The organism is Streptomyces sp. NPDC002680, from assembly GCF_042889145.1.
GTDB classification, from domain to species: Bacteria; Actinomycetota; Actinomycetes; order Streptomycetales; family Streptomycetaceae; genus Streptomyces; species Streptomyces adonidis.
The window spans coordinates 450781-469563 of sequence record NZ_JBIAQP010000006.1; the positions used below are offsets into that span (position 1 = coordinate 450781).

The 18783-nt window shown below is 69.8% G+C and carries 16 protein-coding genes and 1 riboswitch; of the genes, 1 reads left to right on the forward strand and 15 read right to left on the reverse strand.

The features are described from left to right. Positions 1 to 208: 208 nt before the first annotated feature. A complete protein-coding gene (locus ACFYXF_RS18905; RefSeq protein WP_389350714.1) occupies positions 209 to 1219 on the reverse strand; it encodes a peptidoglycan DD-metalloendopeptidase family protein in 1011 nt (336 codons plus the stop codon). Between the two features lie 4 nt (positions 1220 to 1223). After that, positions 1224 to 1401, reverse strand: a riboswitch (cyclic di-AMP (ydaO/yuaA leader). Positions 1402 to 1693: 292 nt separating this feature from the next. Continuing rightward, on the reverse strand, positions 1694 to 3775 hold the full coding sequence (locus tag ACFYXF_RS18910) for an alpha-galactosidase (protein WP_389350769.1): 2082 nt from the start codon (positions 3773 to 3775) through the stop codon (positions 1694 to 1696). A gap of 169 nt (positions 3776 to 3944) precedes the next feature. Between ACFYXF_RS18910 and ACFYXF_RS18915 the strand changes: the two genes are divergently transcribed. Next, entirely contained in the window at positions 3945 to 4742 is a 798-nt protein-coding gene (locus ACFYXF_RS18915; RefSeq protein WP_389350715.1) for a tyrosine-protein phosphatase, read from the forward strand. An 18-nt stretch (positions 4743 to 4760) separates the two neighbouring features. Here ACFYXF_RS18915 and ACFYXF_RS18920 read toward each other — a convergent pair whose 3' ends face one another. The 13 genes from ACFYXF_RS18920 to hpnC form a co-directional block, all read right to left on the reverse strand. After that, on the reverse strand, positions 4761 to 4883 hold the full coding sequence (locus ACFYXF_RS18920) for a DUF6126 family protein (protein ID WP_369030970.1): 123 nt from the start codon (positions 4881 to 4883) through the stop codon (positions 4761 to 4763). Then, positions 4880 to 5494 (reverse strand): helix-turn-helix domain-containing protein, encoded by a 615-nt coding sequence (locus tag ACFYXF_RS18925; protein ID WP_389350716.1) that lies wholly within the window; start codon positions 5492 to 5494, stop codon positions 4880 to 4882. Before ACFYXF_RS18925 ends, ACFYXF_RS18920 begins: the two co-directional genes overlap by 4 nt. A gap of 84 nt (positions 5495 to 5578) precedes the next feature. Then, positions 5579 to 6988: an aspartate aminotransferase family protein gene (locus tag ACFYXF_RS18930; RefSeq protein ID WP_389350717.1), complete on the reverse strand. Its 1410-nt coding sequence runs from the start codon at positions 6986 to 6988 to the stop codon at positions 5579 to 5581. Beyond that, positions 6985 to 8910 (reverse strand): 1-deoxy-D-xylulose-5-phosphate synthase, encoded by a 1926-nt coding sequence (dxs, locus tag ACFYXF_RS18935; protein ID WP_389350718.1) that lies wholly within the window; start codon positions 8908 to 8910, stop codon positions 6985 to 6987. Before dxs ends, ACFYXF_RS18930 begins: the two co-directional genes overlap by 4 nt. Positions 8911 to 8955: 45 nt before the next feature. Next, complete coding sequence (ispG, locus tag ACFYXF_RS18940; RefSeq protein WP_389350719.1) at positions 8956 to 10113, reverse strand: flavodoxin-dependent (E)-4-hydroxy-3-methylbut-2-enyl-diphosphate synthase; 1158 nt, start codon at positions 10111 to 10113, stop codon at positions 8956 to 8958. Between the two features lie 4 nt (positions 10114 to 10117). After that, positions 10118 to 11140, reverse strand: a complete 1023-nt coding sequence (gene hpnH / locus ACFYXF_RS18945; protein WP_389350720.1) for an adenosyl-hopene transferase HpnH — start codon at positions 11138 to 11140, stop codon at positions 10118 to 10120. A 5-nt stretch (positions 11141 to 11145) separates the two neighbouring features. After that, positions 11146 to 11781 carry a 1-hydroxy-2-methyl-2-butenyl 4-diphosphate reductase gene (locus ACFYXF_RS18950; protein WP_389350721.1) on the reverse strand — a complete coding sequence of 212 codons (636 nt, stop codon included), beginning with the start codon at positions 11779 to 11781 and terminating at the stop codon, positions 11146 to 11148. After that, a complete protein-coding gene (gene shc, locus ACFYXF_RS18955) occupies positions 11781 to 13784 on the reverse strand; it encodes a squalene--hopene cyclase (protein ID WP_389350722.1) in 2004 nt (667 codons plus the stop codon). Before shc ends, ACFYXF_RS18950 begins: the two co-directional genes overlap by 1 nt. A 114-nt stretch (positions 13785 to 13898) precedes the next feature. Next, positions 13899 to 14966: a polyprenyl synthetase family protein gene (locus ACFYXF_RS18960; RefSeq protein ID WP_389350723.1), complete on the reverse strand. Its 1068-nt coding sequence runs from the start codon at positions 14964 to 14966 to the stop codon at positions 13899 to 13901. A 62-nt stretch (positions 14967 to 15028) separates the two neighbouring features. After that, a complete protein-coding gene (gene hpnE / locus ACFYXF_RS18965) occupies positions 15029 to 16447 on the reverse strand; it encodes a hydroxysqualene dehydroxylase HpnE (protein ID WP_389350724.1) in 1419 nt (472 codons plus the stop codon). Further along, complete coding sequence (locus ACFYXF_RS18970) at positions 16444 to 16584, reverse strand: DUF6380 family protein (protein ID WP_389350725.1); 141 nt, start codon at positions 16582 to 16584, stop codon at positions 16444 to 16446. The genes hpnE and ACFYXF_RS18970 overlap by 4 nt, the downstream gene beginning before the upstream one ends. Further along, entirely contained in the window at positions 16584 to 17534 is a 951-nt protein-coding gene (gene hpnD, locus ACFYXF_RS18975; protein WP_389350726.1) for a presqualene diphosphate synthase HpnD, read from the reverse strand. Before hpnD ends, ACFYXF_RS18970 begins: the two co-directional genes overlap by 1 nt. Then, the gene (gene hpnC / locus ACFYXF_RS18980; RefSeq protein WP_389350727.1) at positions 17531 to 18433 is read right to left on the reverse strand and encodes a squalene synthase HpnC; all 903 of its coding nucleotides are present in this window, start codon (positions 18431 to 18433) and stop codon (positions 17531 to 17533) included. Before hpnC ends, hpnD begins: the two co-directional genes overlap by 4 nt. Positions 18434 to 18783: the final 350 nt, after the last annotated feature.

Genomic DNA, 18783 nt, shown 5'->3' on the forward strand with positions numbered 1-18783 from the left:
CCTCCGTAGACAGTCGCAGAGAGCAGAAAGCGCTTGCGCAGCAACGGAGTTCACTGTGCCCCCACCTTCTCGCCCTGTCGACGCTGCGGGCACCCGCGCCACAAGACTGCAATGCGATGATCATGGAGGTACACATTCGGACACGCCGAAGACCGGACCCGGGGATCGGGGTCCGGCCTTCGGCGGCTGTCCTCGTGAGGAGTCGGCGTCAGCCGACGGCGACGCCCTTCGAGCGGAGGTACGCGACCGGGTCCACGTCGGAGCCGTAGTCCGGGGTGGTGCGGATCTCGAAGTGCAGGTGCGGTCCGGTCACGTTGCCGGTGGCACCGGAGAGGCCGACCTGCTGACCCTCGGTCACGGTCTGACCGGCCGAGACGGAGAGCTGGGAGAGGTGGGCGTACTGGGCGTAGTAGCCGTCGGCGAGCTTGATGACGACCTGGTTGCCGTACGCGCCGCCCCAGCCCGCGGAGACGACCGTGCCGGCGCCGACAGCCTTGAGGGAGGTGCCGGTCGGGACGACGAAGTCGACGCCCGTGTGGTAACCGCTGGACCACATGCTGCCCGCCACGTGGTAGGCGGTGCCGATGGTGGCACCGGCCACGGGGAGGGTGAAGCCGCTGGAGCTGCTGGAGCCACTGGTGTCGGCGGCCTCGGTCGTCGTCGAGGTGTCGGCCTTCGCGTTCTCGGCGGCCGGCTTGGACGTCGCCGTCTGGGTCGACTTCGAGGAGGACGACTTCGACTTCGTCGAAGACGAGGAGGAGGAAGAAGAAGAGGGCGAAGAGGTCGACGCGGCCTTCTTGCCGATCGTCAGCTTCAGACCGGGGTGGATCAGGCTCGGGTCGGAGCCGATGGCGGTCCGGTTGTCCGAGTAGAGCTTCCGCCAGCCGCCGCTGACGCTCTGCTCCTGGGCGATCTTCGAGAGGTAGTCGCCGGCCTGGACCGAGTAGGTCCTGACGCTTGCCTTCTTGGCGGCGGAAGGCGTGGAAGCGGTGGCCTTTCCGGCCTTTTCCGTCTTCGCGGAAACGGACTCGGCCGATACGGACTTGGCCGATTCCGAAAGCGAGAAAACGGACTGGGCGGTTGACTCCGCCGTGGCCGCATGGGCCCCGGTGGCTCCCAGAAGCGGCAGGGCGAGAGCCGCTCCGCCGGTTCCGGCAACGGCTATCGAACGAGTGAAACGCTGGGACTTCGGACGGCGGTGCTTACCCTTCGCGGGCATGACGAATTCCTCTCCGTCGCCTGCGAGGTGAGCTGTCGGGTGCGGACTGGAGATGTCCGGCCACGCCTGAACGTGACTTAACCCCAAGCCTGTTCCAGAGACCGGAACAGGCGTTCTACCTGTGGGTCCCCCGCTCCTGCCGTTGTCGGGTGTTCGATGCGGGCTCCGGGCGGCGGCAGGATTGGGCGTCCGTCCGGATTGGTGGCGAACGTAAGCGACCAAGACGCACAGAAACAAGCCTCGGGTTCCCTGTGTACGGGTTTCCTGTGGTCCTCCCCAGAATTCCCGGTCACTGTCCGTGAATTACGGATCTTTCCGCCCCTCGAACTCCCTTAAAACACGCCGAAATTACGTGAACATGACGGCGACACACGGTCACGGATATGACGCTGCTCACTCGCCCGATTCACAGCAACCTTTATTCCCAGGCGAGTTGGAATGAAGGCACCATAGGCGCCATATCGGGCAGGAGGATCAGATGCGACGCAGACGGAAAATTGCCGCATCAAGGTCACCCTTGAGCCCGGTCCGCAGCCCGTGGTGCAACAGCACGGCACCCCGGTGGACTTCGCCCGTTTCGCGGCATTCGTACGTCGCCGAGGGGTCGAGTCCGCGCAGTCGCAGCGCCGGGAGCGGCTCACCGTGGTGCTGCGCCTGGAGCCAGGCGAGGACGACGATCTCGTCCCCCAGCACGTACTGCACCGCGCTCAGTCCGCCGGTCGGCCGTCGCAGCCGGTAGAGGTCGCCGCGCTGCACGACGGGCCGGATCTCCTTGTACAGCCCCACCCACTCCCCCGCCTCGGCCAGTTCCTCCTCGGTCCATTCGGTGAGGTCGCCGCCGACGCCGAGCACCCCGGCCATCGCGCTCACGAACCGGAACCGCAGCGAGCTGACCCGGCCGTTGAGCTGGGTGTTCGGGCTGTCGGTGACCCAGGCGGCCATGACCCGCGCCGGATGGATCTGGCTGAAGCCCTCCTGGATGGCGAGCCGGTCCAGCGGATCCGTGTTGTCGGAGGTCCACACCTGGTCCGTACGGGCGAGGACCCCGAGGTCGATCCGGCCACCGCCGCCCGAGCAGGACTCGAAGGCGACATCCGGGTGGGTGGCCCGGAGCCGGTCCAGCAGGGCGTACAACCCGTGCACGTGGTCGACCCACAGGCGCTGCGGATAGTCCTCGCCGGGCCAGCCGGCGTCGGTGAAGCAGCGGTTGAAGTCCCACTTCACATAGTCGATCGGGGCGCTGGAGAGCAGCCCGTCGAGCTGCTCCCAGAGGTACTGCCGGACATCCTCGCGCGCCAGGTTCAGTACGAGCTGATTGCGGAACTCCGTCCGCTTTCGTCCCGGTTGGAACTGCACCCAGTCGGGGTGCGCGCGATACAGGTCGCTGTCCGGGTTGACCATCTCGGGCTCGACCCAGATGCCGAACTGCATCCCCAGGGCGTGCACGTACTCGGCGAGCGGCTTCAGCCCCGCCGGGAAGCGATCGGGGTTGGGCGTCCAGTCGCCGAGGCCGGCCCGGTCGCTGGTGCGGGTCCCGAACCAGCCGTCGTCCACGACGAACAGCTCGACGCCGATCGCGGCGGCCCGCCGGGCCAGTGTCCCCTGCTGCTCCTCGGAGATGTCGAACTCCGTGGCCTCCCAGGAGTTGTAGAGCACGGGCCGGTCCCGGTCGGCGTCCGGGACGACGAACGCGCGCTGGTACGCGTGCCACGCCCGGCTCGCCCCACCGTGCCCGGAATCGGTCCACAGCCCCGCGAAGACCGGCGTGACGAATGAGTCCCCAGCCGACAGCCGCAGCAGCCCGGAGTCGTCGTACCCCGCCCCGCCGGTGATCTGCACGCGCGCGTCGGGCAGTTGGGCGACGGCGATCCGCCAGGACCCGGACCAGCCGAGCGCGCACGCGTACACCTCGCCGCGCTCCTCGGTCGCATCGGTGTCGAGCGCCACCCAGGGCAGATGCTGGTGCCCGGTGTGACCGCGCCGGCTCCCGATGACCTTCTCACCGTAGGTGAGGTCAGTCCTCACGAGCCGGGACTCGGCGGCCCAGCGCCCGTGCAGCTGGGAGAGGCGCCAGCCGTCGCGCTCCGGGAGCGTCCAGGTGGCGGAGTCGGCGCGGAGCAGCTCCAGGGGGCCGGTTCCGTCGGGCGCGTCATGGGTGAGGGCCACCCAGCGTTCCACCACGTCATGGCGCATCCGGTAGTGGAGCGTGATGACCAGTCCGGTGTCCCGGAACGTCAGCCGGAGTTCGTCCCCCTCGGCCTCGTACGCCTCGAACCGCCATTCGGTGCCCCGGCGCTCGTCGGTCCGCACGGACAGCGCGGACCTCACGAAACGGGGGCCGCCCTCGACCGGGTACTCCTCGCGGCCGTCGAGCGGGGACTCGAAGGGCCAGTAGTCCGGCAGCGGACGGACGGCGAGCGCCTCCGCGTCGGCGAGGGCGATCCGCGGGCCCCAGTGCAGATGCAGCAGCTCGTCGTCCTCGGTGAGATGGACGGCGTAACTGCTCGTGGGCCCCGAGAGAAGCCACGTACGACCGGTTCCGGCGATTTCCAGCATCATGTCCCCACAGATCCGAACAGGCACGCCCAAGTCTCAACATCATCGGCGCCACGGCCCTCGACGGCAACGCCTGTGGAAAACTCCTTGGCCTGTTCACCCATGTCGTATCGTCGAAGCGCGCCCGTCGACGAGCAGCGTCCGCGGGGCGGTGTGGGAGGGAGCCCTCGTGACGCAGCAGGTCCCGTCGACCGAGCCCGAGCTGGGCGGCGTACGAAACTTCCGTGACGTGGGCGGACTGCCGACCGTGGACGGCCGGCGGGTGGCGCCCGGGCGGCTGTTCCGCAGCGGTCATCTCGCCCACGCGACCGACGAGGACGCGGCGTTCCTCGGCTCCCTCGGGCTGCACACGATCTTCGACTTCCGCAACGCGGCGGACATCAAACTGGAGGGGCAGGACGTCGAGCTGCCCGGTGTGCGCAACGTGAACATCCCGCTGTCCGACCCGGCGCACGGCGCGGAGTTCTGGAAGATGGTCCGGGACGGCGATCTCGACGAGCTGCGCAGCCTGCTGGCCGACGGCAAGGGCGAGCAGCGGATGATCAACTCCTACCGCGAGATCATCCGGGACCGCACGACCGAGCACTCCCGGATGCTCCACGCGCTGGCCGAGGACAGCGTCCCGGCCCTGATGCACTGTGCGGCCGGCAAGGACCGCGCGGGTCTGTCCATCGCGGTGACGCTGCTCGCCGTCGGGGTGGAGCGCGACGCCATCGTGGCCGACTACATGGAGTCGAACGCCCAGCACCGCCGCTACCGGGTGCGCCGCACCAGCTCCGACGCACAGGCCTACAGCCCCGAGGTCCTGGAGCTGCTCAACCCGTTGTTCGGCACCCGCCCCGAGTATCTGACGACCGCCATGGAGGCCGTCGAGGAGACCTGGGGCAGCGTCGACAGCTATCTGGCGCAGGGGCTGGGCGTCAGCCCGGAGACCCGGGAGCGGCTGCGCGAGCGGCTCCTTGACTGAGCCCGCCGCCTGTGGGGGCTACTGGTTCGCGCCCACCTCGAACAGCAGGTAGATGAAGGCCGCGAAGACGTGCCCGACCGCGATGTAGATGATCAGCCGGACCCATAGGGCCCGGGGGAACTTCTCTTCCATGTCGGTCATGGCGTGACTCCAGGGGTCGGGCCGAGGCAGAGCCCGGCGGTGGGGCTCTGCAGCAGGGTGTGGACGAAGAGCAGGTCGGTGCCGTCACGGCCGTCGGCGGCGAGCCGGTGCGGGGTCAGCGAGTCGAAGTGCGCGCTGTCCCCCGGCGCGAGGATGTGCGCGGTGTCCCCGAGGCGCAGCCGCAGCCGCCCCTTGAGGACGTACAGCCACTCCTCGCCGGGGTGGACGCGCACGATGTCGCCCTGCGCCCCGTACGGCACATGGACGCGCAGCGCCTGCATGCCGCGTCCGGACGCACCGGCCTGCCAGTACGACCAGCCGCCCGCGGCCGTCGGCTCCATGTCGCCGGCGCGTACGACGGCGTCCCGGTCGGCGACTGTCTCACCGAGCAGTTCGGAAACCGTCGTACCGTAGATACGGGCGAGCCCGAGCAGCATCGGCAGCGAGGGCTGGCGCTGCCCGGTCTCCAGCCGGGAGAGGTGGGCGGGCGACAGCCCGGCGGCCCGGGCCGCGGCCTCAAGGGTGAGGGCGGCCCTGCGGCGCAGCGCACGTAGTTGCGGTGCGACGACGGGCAGGTTCTCGACCGGCCCGGACTCCTCGGGAAGGCTCATGCCTCCATTCAGCCGCAGCCTTGCCTCTGAGGCAAATCTCTTGCCTCAGAGGCAAAAATCTCCCCGGCGACCCGCCTCCCTCTCCTACCTGTTGGCCACCGCCTGCTTGACCAGCGTCTTCCCGAAGTCCCACATCAGCCCGCTCCCGCCGTGCGCGTCGTCCATCACGGCGGTGAAGGCGTCCACGAACCGGTCCACCTCCCGCTCCCCGACGACGAGCGGCGGAATGAGCTTGATCACCTCCAGGTGATCGCCGGAGACCTGGGTCAGGATCCGGTGCCGTTGCAGCAGCGGTACGACGACCATCTGGGCGAAGAGCCCCTTGCGGGCGGCCTGGAGCATGGTCCAACGGCTGCGCAGCTTCAGCGACTTGGGCTTCCCGAACTCGATGCCGATCATCAGGCCCCGGCCGCGTACGTCGGCCAGCAGCTCGTACTTGTCGACCAGCGCCGCCAGTCTGGTCCTCAACTGGTCCCCGGTGGCACGGGCGTTGGCGACGATCTGCTCGTTCTCCATGACCGACAGCACGGCTAGGCCCGCCGCCATGGCCTGGGCGTTGCCCCCGAAGCTGGCCGAGTGCACGAGGACACGGTCGATCGACGAGTAGACCTTCTTGAAGATCCACTCCTTGCCGAGTGTGGCACCGACGGGCACATATCCGCCGGAGAGCGCCTTCGCCACGCACACCAGATCGGGCTCGACCCCCTCCTCGTGCTGATAGGCGTAAAAATCGCCGGTCCGGCCGAGGCCCGTCTGCACCTCGTCCGCGATGAGCAGCGCCTTGTGCTTGTGCAGCAACTCCTGGGCGGCGCGCAGATATCCGGTGGGCGCCTCGTGCACGCCCTTGCCCTGGATCGGCTCGACGATCAGGGCGGCCACGTCACCCTTCTTCAACTCCCGTGCCAGGGCGTCGAGATCACCGAGCGGTACGGCGGTGTCGGGCAGCAGCGGGGCGAAGCCGTCCCGGAAGCCGTCCTCGCCGTTCACCGACAGGGAGCCGGTGGTCAGGCCGTGGAAGGCGTGCGAGCAGTACAGGACGCGCGGCTTCCCGGTGGCGTACCGGGCGAACTTCAGCGCGGTCTCCACCGCCTCCGTGCCGCTGTTGCCGAAGAACACCCGGTCCAGATGCGGACTGTGGGTGAGGAGCCGCTCCGCGAGCAGTCCGGGCAGCGGCTGGCAGTCGAAGCGGGTGAGGTCGGCGAGCTGGGCGTCGAGGACGTCGTGCAGTGCCTTGCGGACCACGGGGTGATGGCGGCCGAGGCCCATCACCCCGAACCCGGCGAGCATGTCGAGGTAGTCGTCGCCGTCCGCGTCCCAGAAGTACGCGCCCTCGGCCCGCTCGTAGACCTTGTCGAAGCCGATGGTGTGCAGCATGCGCGGGAGCTGGTGGTTGAGGTGCTTGGCGTGCAGCTCGTAGCGTTCGGCGCCGCGCTCGGCCAGCAGCGCGCCGAGGTCGAACTCCCCCGACGGGGAACCGGGTTCAGCGGTCGTCATTCCTGTTTCTCCTTGGCCTTCCCCTTGGGCGGCTCTTCCTTGGACAGCTCTTCCTTGGCGGCCAGCCCCGCGCTGATCCGTCCCGCGATCTCGACGGGCGTGAGGCCGATGTCGGCGAGCACCTCACCGCGCTTGGCGTGCGCGAGGAACTGCTCCGGGATCCCGAACCGCCGTACGGGCACGTCGACATCGGCATCACCGAGGGCCAGCGCGACCGCCGCTCCGACCCCGGACGCGCGGCTGTTGTCCTCGACGACGGCCACCATGCGGTGTTCGGCGGCGAGGCCCGGCAGCGCGGGATCGACGGGCTTGACCCAACGCGGGTCCACGACCGTGCAGTTGATGCCGCGCGCCTCCAGCAGCTCGGCGGCCTGGAGACACACCGGCGCCATCACCCCGACGGCCACCAGCAGCACGTCGGCGGCCTTCTCGGACCGGTGCAGCAGATGCATCCCGCCCACATGGCCGACCGCCTCGATCGCCGGCCCCACCGACTCCTTGGGGAACCGGATCAGCGTCGGCGCGTCGTCGACGGCCACCGCCTCCCGCAGCTGGGCCCGGAGTTGGTCGGCGTCGCGCGGTGCGGCGATCCGCAGCCCGGGAACGACCTGGAGGATGGAGAGGTCCCACATGCCGTTGTGTGACGCTCCGTCAACTCCCGTGACACCGGCGCGGTCCAGTACGAAGGTCACCCCGCACCGGTGCAGCGCGATGTCCATCAACAGCTGGTCGAAGGCACGGTTGAGGAAGGTGGCGTACACGGCGACGACCGGATGCAGACCCCCTGTCGCCAGTCCGGCCGCCGACACGGCCGCGTGCTGCTCGGCGATCCCGACGTCCCACACCCGGTCGGGGAACCGCTCGGCGAACTTGCCGAGGCCCACGGGGTGCAGCATGGCCGCCGTGATCGCGACGACGTCGTCCCGCTCCTCCCCGATCCTCACGATCTCGTCGCCGAACACCGAGGTCCAGGAAGGCCCGTTGGAGGGCGCGAGGGGCTCGCAGGTGAGCGGGTCCATCACGCCGACGGTGTGGAAGTGGTCCTCCTCGTGCGAGCGTGCGGGCTCGTAACCGCGCCCTTTCTCCGTCAGGCAGTGGATGAGCACGGGCCCGTGGAACCGCTTCGCGCGCCGCAGCGCGGACTCCACCGCCCCGATGTCGTGCCCGTCGATCGGGCCGACGTACTTCAGCCCCAGGTCCTCGAACATGCCCTGCGGCGCGAACGCGTCCTTGAACCCCTTCTTCGCGCCGTGCAGCGACTCGTAGATGGTGTTGCCGATGACGGGGGTGCGGAGCAGTACGTCCTTGCCCCAGGCCAGCACCTGTTCGTAGCTGTCCGTGGTCCGCAGGGTCGCGAGGTGGTTGGCGAGGCCGCCTATGGTCGGCGAGTAGGAGCGTTCGTTGTCGTTGACGACGATGATCAGCGGGCGGTCCTTGGCCGCCGCGATGTTGTTGAGCGCCTCCCAGGCCATCCCGCCGGTGAGCGCGCCGTCGCCGATCACCGCGACGACATGCCCCTTCTCGCCCTGCACCTGACGGGCCTTGGCGAGCCCGTCGGCCCAGCCGAGCGCGGTGGACGCGTGGCTGTTCTCGATGACGTCGTGCTCGGACTCCTCCCGCGAGGGATAGCCGGACAGGCCACCCTTGCCGCGCAGCTTGGAGAAGTCCTGACGCCCTGTCAGGAGTTTGTGTACGTAGCTCTGGTGGCCGGTGTCCCACAGGATGCGGTCGACCGGTGACTCGAAGACCCGGTGGAGCGCGATGGAGAGTTCCACCACCCCCAGATTGGGCCCGAGATGGCCGCCGGTCCTGGCGACCGCGTGCACCAGGAACTCCCGTATCTCGTCGGACAGTTCACCGAGTTCCGCCTCGGACAGCGCCTTCAGGTCGCGTGGTCCCCGGATGTTCTCCAGAATCGTCACGCTCGGGCCCCCTCTTCTTCCGTACTCGTCAGCCCGTGCTGCTGTTCAGCTCACGGTGACCGCCGGTTCCCCCGACGTGACGCCGTCCTGCTCCATCTGTTCGGCGATCTTCATCGCCTCCTCGATCAGGGTCTCCACGATCTTCGACTCGGGCACGGTCTTGATGACCTCGCCCTTCACGAAGATCTGCCCCTTGCCGTTGCCTGAGGCGACCCCGAGGTCCGCCTCCCGCGCCTCGCCCGGGCCGTTGACCACACACCCCATGACGGCGACACGCAACGGCACTTCCATGCCCTCCAGACCGGCCGTGACCTGGTCGGCGAGCTTGTAGACGTCGACCTGGGCCCGCCCGCAGGACGGACAGGACACGATCTCCAGCCGCCGTTGCCGCAGGTTCAGCGACTCCAGGATCTGGATGCCGACCTTGACCTCCTCGGCGGGCGGCGCCGACAGCGAGACCCGGATCGTGTCCCCGATGCCCTCGCTGAGCAACGCCCCGAAGGCCACAGCGGACTTGATGGTCCCCTGGAAGGCGGGACCGGCCTCGGTGACACCCAAGTGCAGCGGGTAGTCGCACTGTTCGGCGAGTTGCCGATAGGCGTTCACCATGATCACCGGGTCGTTGTGCTTGACGGAGATCTTGATGTCCCGGAAGCCGTGCTCCTCGAACAGCGACGCCTCCCACAGCGCCGACTCCACGAGCGCCTCCGGCGTCGCCTTCCCGTACTTCTGGAGCAACCTCCGGTCCAGGGAACCGGCGTTGACCCCGATCCGGATCGGCGTGCCGTGGTCGCCCGCGGCCCGCGCGATCTCCCGCACCTTGTCGTCGAACTGCTTGATGTTGCCGGGATTGACGCGAACGGCCGCGCAGCCGGCCTCGATCGCGGCGAACACGTACTTCGGCTGGAAGTGGATGTCGGCGATCACCGGGATCTGCGACTTGCGCGCGATGGTGGCGAGGGCGTCCGCGTCGTCCTGCGTGGGGCAGGCGACGCGGACGATCTGGCAGCCGGACGCGGTGAGTTCGGCGATCTGCTGGAGCGTGGCGCCGATGTCCGACGTACGCGTCGTCGTCATCGACTGGACCGACACCGGGGCCCCGCCCCCGACCGCCACCGGCCCGACCTCGATGCGCCGGGAGACCCGGCGCTCGGCGATCGGACGGACCGGTACCTGGGGGACGCCCAAGGAGACGGCGGTCACGACGTCACTCCCTGTTTCCCGCGACGGTCTCGCGCATGGCGCGCAGCGACTCCTTCAGGGACCCCATGGTGGCCATGACTGCCGTCGGCTCGTAGCCGCAGTGCGCCATGCAGTTGGCGCACCGGTCGTCCTTGCCACGGCCGTACGCGTCCCAGTCGGTCTTCTCGATGAGGTCCTTGTACGTGGTCACGTACCCGTCGCTCATCAGGTAGCAGGGCTTCTGCCAGCCGAACAGCGAGTAGTTCGGGATCGCCCACGCCGTGCACGGGAAGTCGGCCTTGCCCTCCAGGAAGTCCAGGAAGAGCGGGGAGTGGTTGAGCCGCCAGCGCCGCCGGTTGCCGCCGCCGAAGGCCTTCTTGAACAGTTCGCGGGTCTGCTCGACGCCCAGGAAGTGCTCCTGGTCGGGGGCCTTCTCGTAGGCGTAGGCGGGCGAGATCATCATCTCGTCGACCTGGAGGTCGTCGTTGAGGAAGTTGAGCACCTCGATGACGGTCTGCGGGGTGTCGGTGTTGAAGAAGGTCGAGTTGGTGGTGACCCGGAAACCGCGCTTCTTCGCCTCCTTGATGGCGGCCACGGCCTCGTCGAACACCCCCTCCTTCGCCACGGACTCGTCGTGCCGCTCACGCAGACCGTCGATGTGCACGGCGAAGGCGAAGAACGGCGAGGGCTTGAACTTGTCCATCTTCTTGCGCAGCAGCACGGCATTGGTGCAGAGGAAGACGTACTTCTTCCTCGCCACCAACTGCCGCACGATCTCGTCGATATGAGGGTGCATCAGAGGCTCGCCGCCCGCGATGGACACCATCGGCGCCCCGGATTCGAGGACCGCTCCGACGGCCTGCGCGACCGGCATGCGCTGCTTGAGCACCCCGGCCGGGTGCTGGATCTTGCCGCAGCCCTCGCACGCCAGGTTGCAGGCGTAGAGCGGTTCGAGTTCGACGATCAGCGGGAACTTCTCCCGCTTGCGGAGTTTCTGTTCGGCCAAATATGTAGCGATCTTGATGGTCTGGCGGAGCGGCATGGCCATCTGACTCACCTCCTGGGGAGCAGCAAGGAACGGTGCCATTCGACAAAAGCGGGAAGGACCGAACGAAGAACGCGGAAAGCCGATATTCCACCGCGTACCGTGCCGATCCGGACGAGTTCATGTTCTGGAGCGTCCACGACCACCCGTACGGCCGCAACCGGGCGCACGCCCGTGCGCACGGCGCTGTGGAGCGTGGCCGCCGATTCCATGTCGACCGCGATCGCGCCGGTCGCGAGCAGATCCGACCGTTCGTGACCTCGTACGACGTGGTCGGAGCCGGTGAGAGGGCCGGTGTGGACGGTGCGCCCGGGGACGGTACGCACCAGTTCCTTGACGAGAAGTTCGACGCCGTCACAGCGCGTGACGCCGCGCGGGTCCCGGGTCTCCTCGGCGACCACCAGGTCACCGGGGTGCATCCCGGGGGCGAGTCCCGCGCAGAAGCCCGTGGCCAGCACGACGGCGTCGCGCAGCGCCGGGTCGGCGAGGGCCCGGGTGACGGCCGCCTCGGCCGCCTCGGGCCCCATGCCGGTACGCAGCACGGTGACGGGCCCGTCGCCGCGGGTGCCCCGGCGCAGGGCGAGCCGTTCGATGCCGAGCGCACAGGCGATCAGCAGCGGGGCCGGCTCGGGCTGCCTGTCCATCAACCCCCCTTGACCTTGCCGGACGACTCGGCGAACGGCTCTCCGTGGACGTACCGGCCGAGCGCGGTGAGCGGGAAGACCTGGCGGTAGAGGTGGTAGTTGATGGAGAAGTCCCAGGGGAAGCCGGTGCCGGTGAAGTACGGCTCGTCCCAGGAGCCGTCCGGCAGCTGGGTCGCGGCGAGCCACTCGACACCTCGTTCGACGGCCTTGGAGTCGTGCTCCCCGGCTGCCAGCAGGGCGAGCAGCGCCCAGGCCGTCTGGGAGGCGGTGGAGGCACCCCGGCCGCTCCAGCCCTTGCTGTCGTGGTAGGAGCGCAGGTCCTCGCCCCAGCCTCCGTCCTCGTTCTGGACCTTCTCCAGCCAGCCCACCGCGCGCCGGATCGCCGGATGCCCGGCGGCCAGACCCGCGGCGGTCAGCGCGGGCACCACCGAGCCGGTGCCGTAGACGTAGTTGACTCCCCAGCGGCCGAACCACGAGCCGTCGGCCTCCTGTTCGGCGAGCAGCCACTCGATGCCGCGCCGGGTGCGCGGATCGTGGGACATGCCCTCGACGGCGAGCATCTCCACGACATGCGCGGTGACGTCGGCGGACGGCGGGTCGATGACCTCGCCGAAGTCGCAGAACGGCAGCTTGTTGGGGAGCGAGCTGGTGTTGTCGACGTCGAAGGCACCCCAGGCGCCGTTCTTCGACTGCATACCGAGGTTCCAGCGGACCCCGCGCCCGATGGCATTCTCGACCCGCTCCGGATCGTGGTGCCGGACGCGGCGCAGCGCGAGGACGACCTCGGCGGTGTCGTCGATGTCGGGGTAGTTGTCGTTGTGGAACTCGAACGCCCAGCCGCCCGGCGGCAGTTCGGGCCGGCGGACGGACCAGTCACCGGGTCTGACCACCTGCTCGCCCAGCATCCAGTCGGCGGCCTTGACCAGTTGGGGATGGTCGGCGGGCACGCCCGCGTCGGCGAGGGCGATGACGGCGAGGCAGGTGTCCCACACCGGCGACTGGCAGGCCTCGATCATCCGTGCGCCGTCCTCGCGCCACACGGTGAAGCGGTCCAGGGACTCCAACCCGGCCCGCATGACCGGGTGTTCGAGGTCGTAGCCGAGCAGGTGCAGGGCGATCACCGAGTAGACGGCGGGCGGCTGGATGCCTCCCCAGCAGCCGTCGTTCTCCTGGCGCTCGATGATCCAGCGGGCGGCGGCGTTCATGGCCGCCTTGCGCAGCCTGCGCACCGCGACCTTGCGGTAGCCGTGCAGGACCTTGTCGAGCCGCTGGAAGGTGCCGTCCCAACTGATCAGCGGGGCGAGGGACTTGCCCGGGTTGGGCACCTCGGGGTCGGTGTGCAGCTCGTCGAGCGGGAAGGGCGCCGGACGGACCGGGCGCTTGGCGCTGACGATGGTGAGCGGCACGATGGTCTGCCGGGCCCAGCAGCCGAAGTCGTAGATGTTGAGCGGCATCCACTTCGGGAAGTAGATGAGTTCCGGCGGGAGTTCGGGGAGGTCGTCCCACTTCCACCAGCCGAACAGGGCGAGCCAGATCCGGGTGAAGACCCGGGCGGCGGCGATGCCTCCCCGGTCGCGGATCCAGGCGGACGCCTTCGCCATGTGCGGCGCGTCCGGGGTGTCCCCGGCCAGCCGCAGGGCGACGTACGCCTCGATGGTGGCGGAGAGATCGGCGGGTCCGCCGTAGAAGGTGGCCCAGGTGCCGTCGTCGCGCTGCTCGCCGCGGACGAACAACGCGGCTGCCTGGGTGGTCTGTTCGTCGCGGATGCCCAGGAACTGGCGGAGCAGGAGGTCCTCGGCGTCCATGGTGACGTTGGTCTCGAGGTCGCCCTTCCACCAGCCCTGGGCGTCCTGCCGCGCGAGCAGATGATCGGTGGCGCGCCTCACGGCACGCGCGGCGGCATCCTGAACCCCTGCCGCCACTGGGGTGTCGGTGTCGGTTTCGCTGGCCGAGGCAGCGCGGGGCGGCGGTGCCCCGGTGCTTCCGTCGGTCGTCGCTGTCATGGCTTCCCCTTCGTGCAAAGTGGCATGTCTCTGCTGTGGGTCCGCCGTCGGCCGTGCGCCGCTGGAACGCGGCGCCGGCCGGCGACTACGCGAGGCTTATTCGACCGATAGTGATCATCTCTTCCGTACGACGACGAAGTCGGCGAGCGCCGTGAACTGCGCGCGCACCCGGTCGGGCATGTCGATGGCGTTCAGCGCGTCGACGGCGATGGTGTGCTGCCGGCGCGCCTCCTCGGCGGTCCACTCCCGGCCGCCCGCCTGTTCGATCAGGGCGGCGCGGACGGCGAACTCCTCCTCGGAGAAGTTCTCGAAGTCGCTGCTCTTCGCGTCGGCGGCGAGGAGGTCACCGAGCTGTTCGGCGGCCGGGCCGCTCGCCGCGAGGGCGGCGACGACGGGCAGGGACTTCTTGCGCTGGCGCAGGTCGCTCCAGGTCTGCTTGCCGGTGGCCTCCGGGTCGCCCCAGATGCCGAGGAGGTCGTCGACGGCCTGGAAGGCCAGGCCGAGGTGGTAGCCGTACTTCTCCAGGGTGTCGGCGGTGCGGTCGTCCGCGCCGCCGAGGACCGCGCCGATGGAGCTGGCGCAGGCGAGCAGGGCGCCGGTCTTGTTGCCCTCCATCTCCAGGCACTCCTCCACGCTGACGCGGTCGCGGTGCTCGTAGGAGATGTCCTGCGCCTGGCCGTCGATGAGGGCGCGGGTCGCGGTGGTGAGGCGGCGGGTGGCACGCCCTGCCTCGACGGTGCCGAGTTCCAGGAGGATCTCGTTGGCCAGCGCGAACAGGGCGTCGCCGACGAGGATGGCCTGGGCGGGGCCGTGCACCTTCCAGACGGTGTCGCGGTGGCGGCGCTGTTCGTCGCCGTCCATCAGGTCGTCGTGCAGGAGCGAGAAGTTGTGCACCAGTTCGACGGCGACCGCGCCGGGGATGCCGACCTCGGGGTCGGCGCCGGTGACCTCGGCGGACAGGACGGCGAGCGCGGGGCGTACGGCCTTGCCGCCGTCGCCGGCCGCGGGGTTGCCCTCGGCGTCGATCCAGCCGAAGTGGTAGGCGGAGACGGTGTCCATGGGGGCCGCGAGACGGTCGATCGCCGTCCGCAGCACCGGAGTGGCCAGGGTCCGGCCGCGCTCCAGCAGCGCGGTCACGTCCACTACGTCGGCAGCCTTCGGGGCCGGGGGCACAGTGGGCACAGTCTCTCCTCTTGATGCGGTGCTGGGGGTGCGGGGGCCCGTCGCGTGCTGATGGTCGAGCATCAGGCCGCCTCCTCGACGTCGAAGAGGTGGTGGCGGGGCCGGCCCAGGGCGCCCAGCGCGGCACCGGCCGCGCTGACGCCGCTGCGGACCGCACTCTCCATGGTCGCGGGCCACCCCGTGGCGGTCCACGAACCGGCCAGGTACAGGCCGGGGGTATTGGTGCGGGCGCCGGGCCGCAGCCGGCCGACGCCGGGGGTGGGGGCGAACGTCGCTGTCCGCTCCCGGGTGACGAAGAAGTCCCGTACTTCGGCGCCCCGCGCGCGGGGCAACAGCCGCTCCAGCTCCGGCAGATACCGCTCGCGCAGAGCCGCCACGGGTTCGTCGATCTCGTCGTGCGCCGCCGACTGCGACAGCGCCAGATACTGGCCGTCGCCACCGAGCCCGGACGCCTCGGTCCGGTCGAACACCCACTGCACCGGGCTGCCGAGCGCCGCGAGGAACGGCGTGCTCAGCACCTTCCGGTCGTACACCACATGCACGTTGAGGATCGGCGCGGTGCCGATCTCCAGCAGCCGCTCGGGCGCGTCGAGCGCACCCGCGGGCAGAAGATCGTGCGCCTCCTGCTGGGCCACGGCGAGCACGACGGCGTCCGCGTCGAGGGTCTCGCCGGGAACCTGAACGGTCCAACGGCCGTTCTCGTTGTGTTGGATGGAGGTGACGCGTGTACGGACTTCGGTACGCACGCCCGCGGAGTCGAGCGCCTTGCGGGCCAGAGTGTCGTGCAGTTCGCCCAGCGGGACGCGCGCCCAGCCGATGTCGGCCGCGCCCGGGTCGGACAGCAGACCGGTCTTGAACACCATCGCGGCGAGCCCGAGGGACGAGTCCCCGGCCACCGCGTTGAGGGTGGCGACCCCCACCAGGTCCCACAGTGCCTCGACGGCACGCGGCGACTGACCGTGCGCGGCCAGCCAGCTGCCGAAGTCCTGTGCGTCCAGCGCCGGGTCGGCGAGGTCCAGCGCCTTGAGCGCGAGTGCGGCACGCCCTACTCTGGCGCGCTCGGCGAGCGAGAGGTGCGGATACGTGGCCAGGCTGCGCCCGAGATGCAGAGGTACGGGCAGCGGATCGCGCCGAAGTCTGCCCAGGCGCCGTCCGGCGGGTTTCGCCACGTCGACGACCGGCACGTCGAGACGTGCCTGCACCGGGGCGAGTTCGGCGGCGTCGATACGGTCGAGGAACCAGCGGTATGCGGTGCAGCAACGCAGGTACACGTGCTGGCCGTTGTCGACGGTGAGTCCGTCGCGCTGGAAGGAGAAGGCGAGCCCGCCGAGCCGCGGCCGGCCTTCGAGCAGCGTGACGCGGACCCCTGCGTCGGCAAGCGAGAGCGCAGCCGTGATGCCGGCCAGTCCGCCGCCGACCACCACGGCGCTCTTCTCACCGTGGTGGCCCGGACGTTCTCCGGGCTGCGTACCGTCGCTCATCGCGCACTCCCCCCTGTGCACCCGCCGTGCCGGATGAACGCCGCACGGCAGGCCGTTGAAGTCAGGGACGCCGTCCCGGACCGGAGGGTTGCGCGCCGTTTCGTCTCGGTCACATCACCTTGGGCCGAATTGTCCATCAGGCCCGCCTCCTGACGGTCCGCCGGGAGACATGCCGGGCGTCCAGACCGGACAGGCCGCGCACCGCGACGTACGCCTTCTCGCGTCCGGGCAGCGAGACCCGGCCGCGCAGCACGGCCTCCGGCTCGCGTTCGATGCGGTCGAGGAGGCGGCGGTAGATGCCGGCCATGGCGGCGACACAGGCGCCGCTGCGCCGGTCGAGCATGGGCAGCAGCCGGTAGCCCTCGGCGAACAGGGCGCGGGCGCGCCGCACTTCGAAGTGGACGAGACCCGCGAAGTCGGAGCCCTCCGGCGGGTTCGGCCCGTTGAACCCGGCCGAGCAGCCGAACTTGGCGAGGTCGTCGGAGGGCAGATAGGTCCGCCCGCCCTCGGCGTCCTCGCGGACATCGCGCAGGATGTTGGTGAGCTGGAGCGCGAGCCCCAGCGTGTCGGCGTACTCCGAGGCGCGTTCCGCACCCCGCGCGCCCTTCTCCGTGCCGAACACGCCCAGGGACAGCCGACCGATGGCCCCGGCCACACAGCGGCAGTAGACCTTCAGGTCGTCCCAGGTCTCGTACGTCTCACCGCGTACGTCCATCACGACGCCGTCGATGAGTTCGTCGAGGCCGCCGAGCGGGATCGGGAAGTGTGTCCCCGCGTGACTGAGGGCGACCGCGACGGGATCGGTGTCGTCCTCGTCGACCGCGCCCTCGCGCACCCGGGTGAGCAGTGCTCTGGTGTCCTCCAGCCGTGCCGCCTTGACCTCGGGGGCCAGTGTGCCGTCACCGATGTCGTCGACGCGCCGTGAGAACGCGTACAGGGCGGACATGGCGCGCCGCTTCGGCGTCGGCAGCAGTCTGATGCCGTACGCGAAGTTGCGGGCCTGCTGCCCGGTGACGGTCTCGCAGTAGCTGTAGGCGGCGAGTACCGGTGCGGACACGTGTGGTTCCGACTCCACGGTCCGGATCACCCCTCTCCTCGCAGGGTTGTGCCCACCTTGCGCAGCAACTGGATCCTGCCGGGCTTGGGCGGGCCGGGAAGTACGTCGTATTCGGCGGCGGCGATCGCTTGGATTGCCGCCTTTCCCCCCGCCACGAAACCCGCGAGCAGCAGCTTCAGCCTGCCGTGGACGCTACCCACGAGGGGGGTGCCTTCATTCAGCAGGTCACGTGCGCGTTCCGCTTCGTATGCGATCAGTGCGCGCACCGACGCTCCTGCGGTGGGGACGGCGAGATCCGCCTCCTGGACGTGAAAGCGCTTCATGTCCTGGGCGGGCAGATAGATCCGGTCGCGGCCGAGGTCCTCGGCGACGTCCTGGAGGTGTTCGACGATCTGGAGGGCCGTGCACACGGCGTCGGAGCGGCGGATCCGCTCGGGTGTCGCGGTGCCGGTGACGGCGAGGACGAGTCGGCCGACGGGGTTGGCGGACAGCTCGCAGTAGGCGAGGAGGTCGTCGTACGTCTCGTACCGCTTGACCTGCTGGTCCTGGCGGTTGGCGGCGATCAGGCCGAGGAACGGCTCGGGGGTGAGGGCGCGGCGGCGCACCGTCGGCTGGAGTCGCTGCAGCAGCGGGTGGCGCGGGGTGCCGTCGAAGACCCTGCGCAGGTCGGTCTCGAAGGCGTCGAGGAGGGCGAACCGGTCGTCGGCCGCCTCGGGGGCGACGCCGAGCAGGCGGGCGTCGGCGCCGCCGGGGGCGAGGTCGCCGTCACCGATGTCGTCGACGAGGCGGGCGAAGCCGTAGACGGCCATGAGGTCGGTGCGCCAGGCCTTGGGCAGGAAGAACGGTGCCACGGGGAAGTTCTCGTCCGCGGCCTTGTCGAGCGTGCCGCGCTCCGGGTCGGCGGTGCGCGCATGGCCGGTTGCCGTCACCGTTCACTGCCCGGGGCGGAGACGGCACACGCTGTGGGGAGCTGGGGAGTTTCCGTAGCCATCGCCGTCACATCTCCCGTTCTACACTGCTGACCCAATGGGCACTATTTCGGACACGCCGCCCAGCCGTCCGCGCGGCGGTCCGATGCCGGGTGTCGCGCGGTATCGCCCTACTTGCCGCGATTCAGCACTGGTACAGCTTACGTTGTACAACGCGGCGTGGTCCGTCGGGGTGTCCTGCGCATCACAAGAACGAACCGATTGGCGTCAAGATTCCTGGGGCGGGCCGGAGTTGACGTTTCCTTTGCAGACGCGGGGCCCCGCCGGAACAGTTCCGGCGGGGCCCCGAT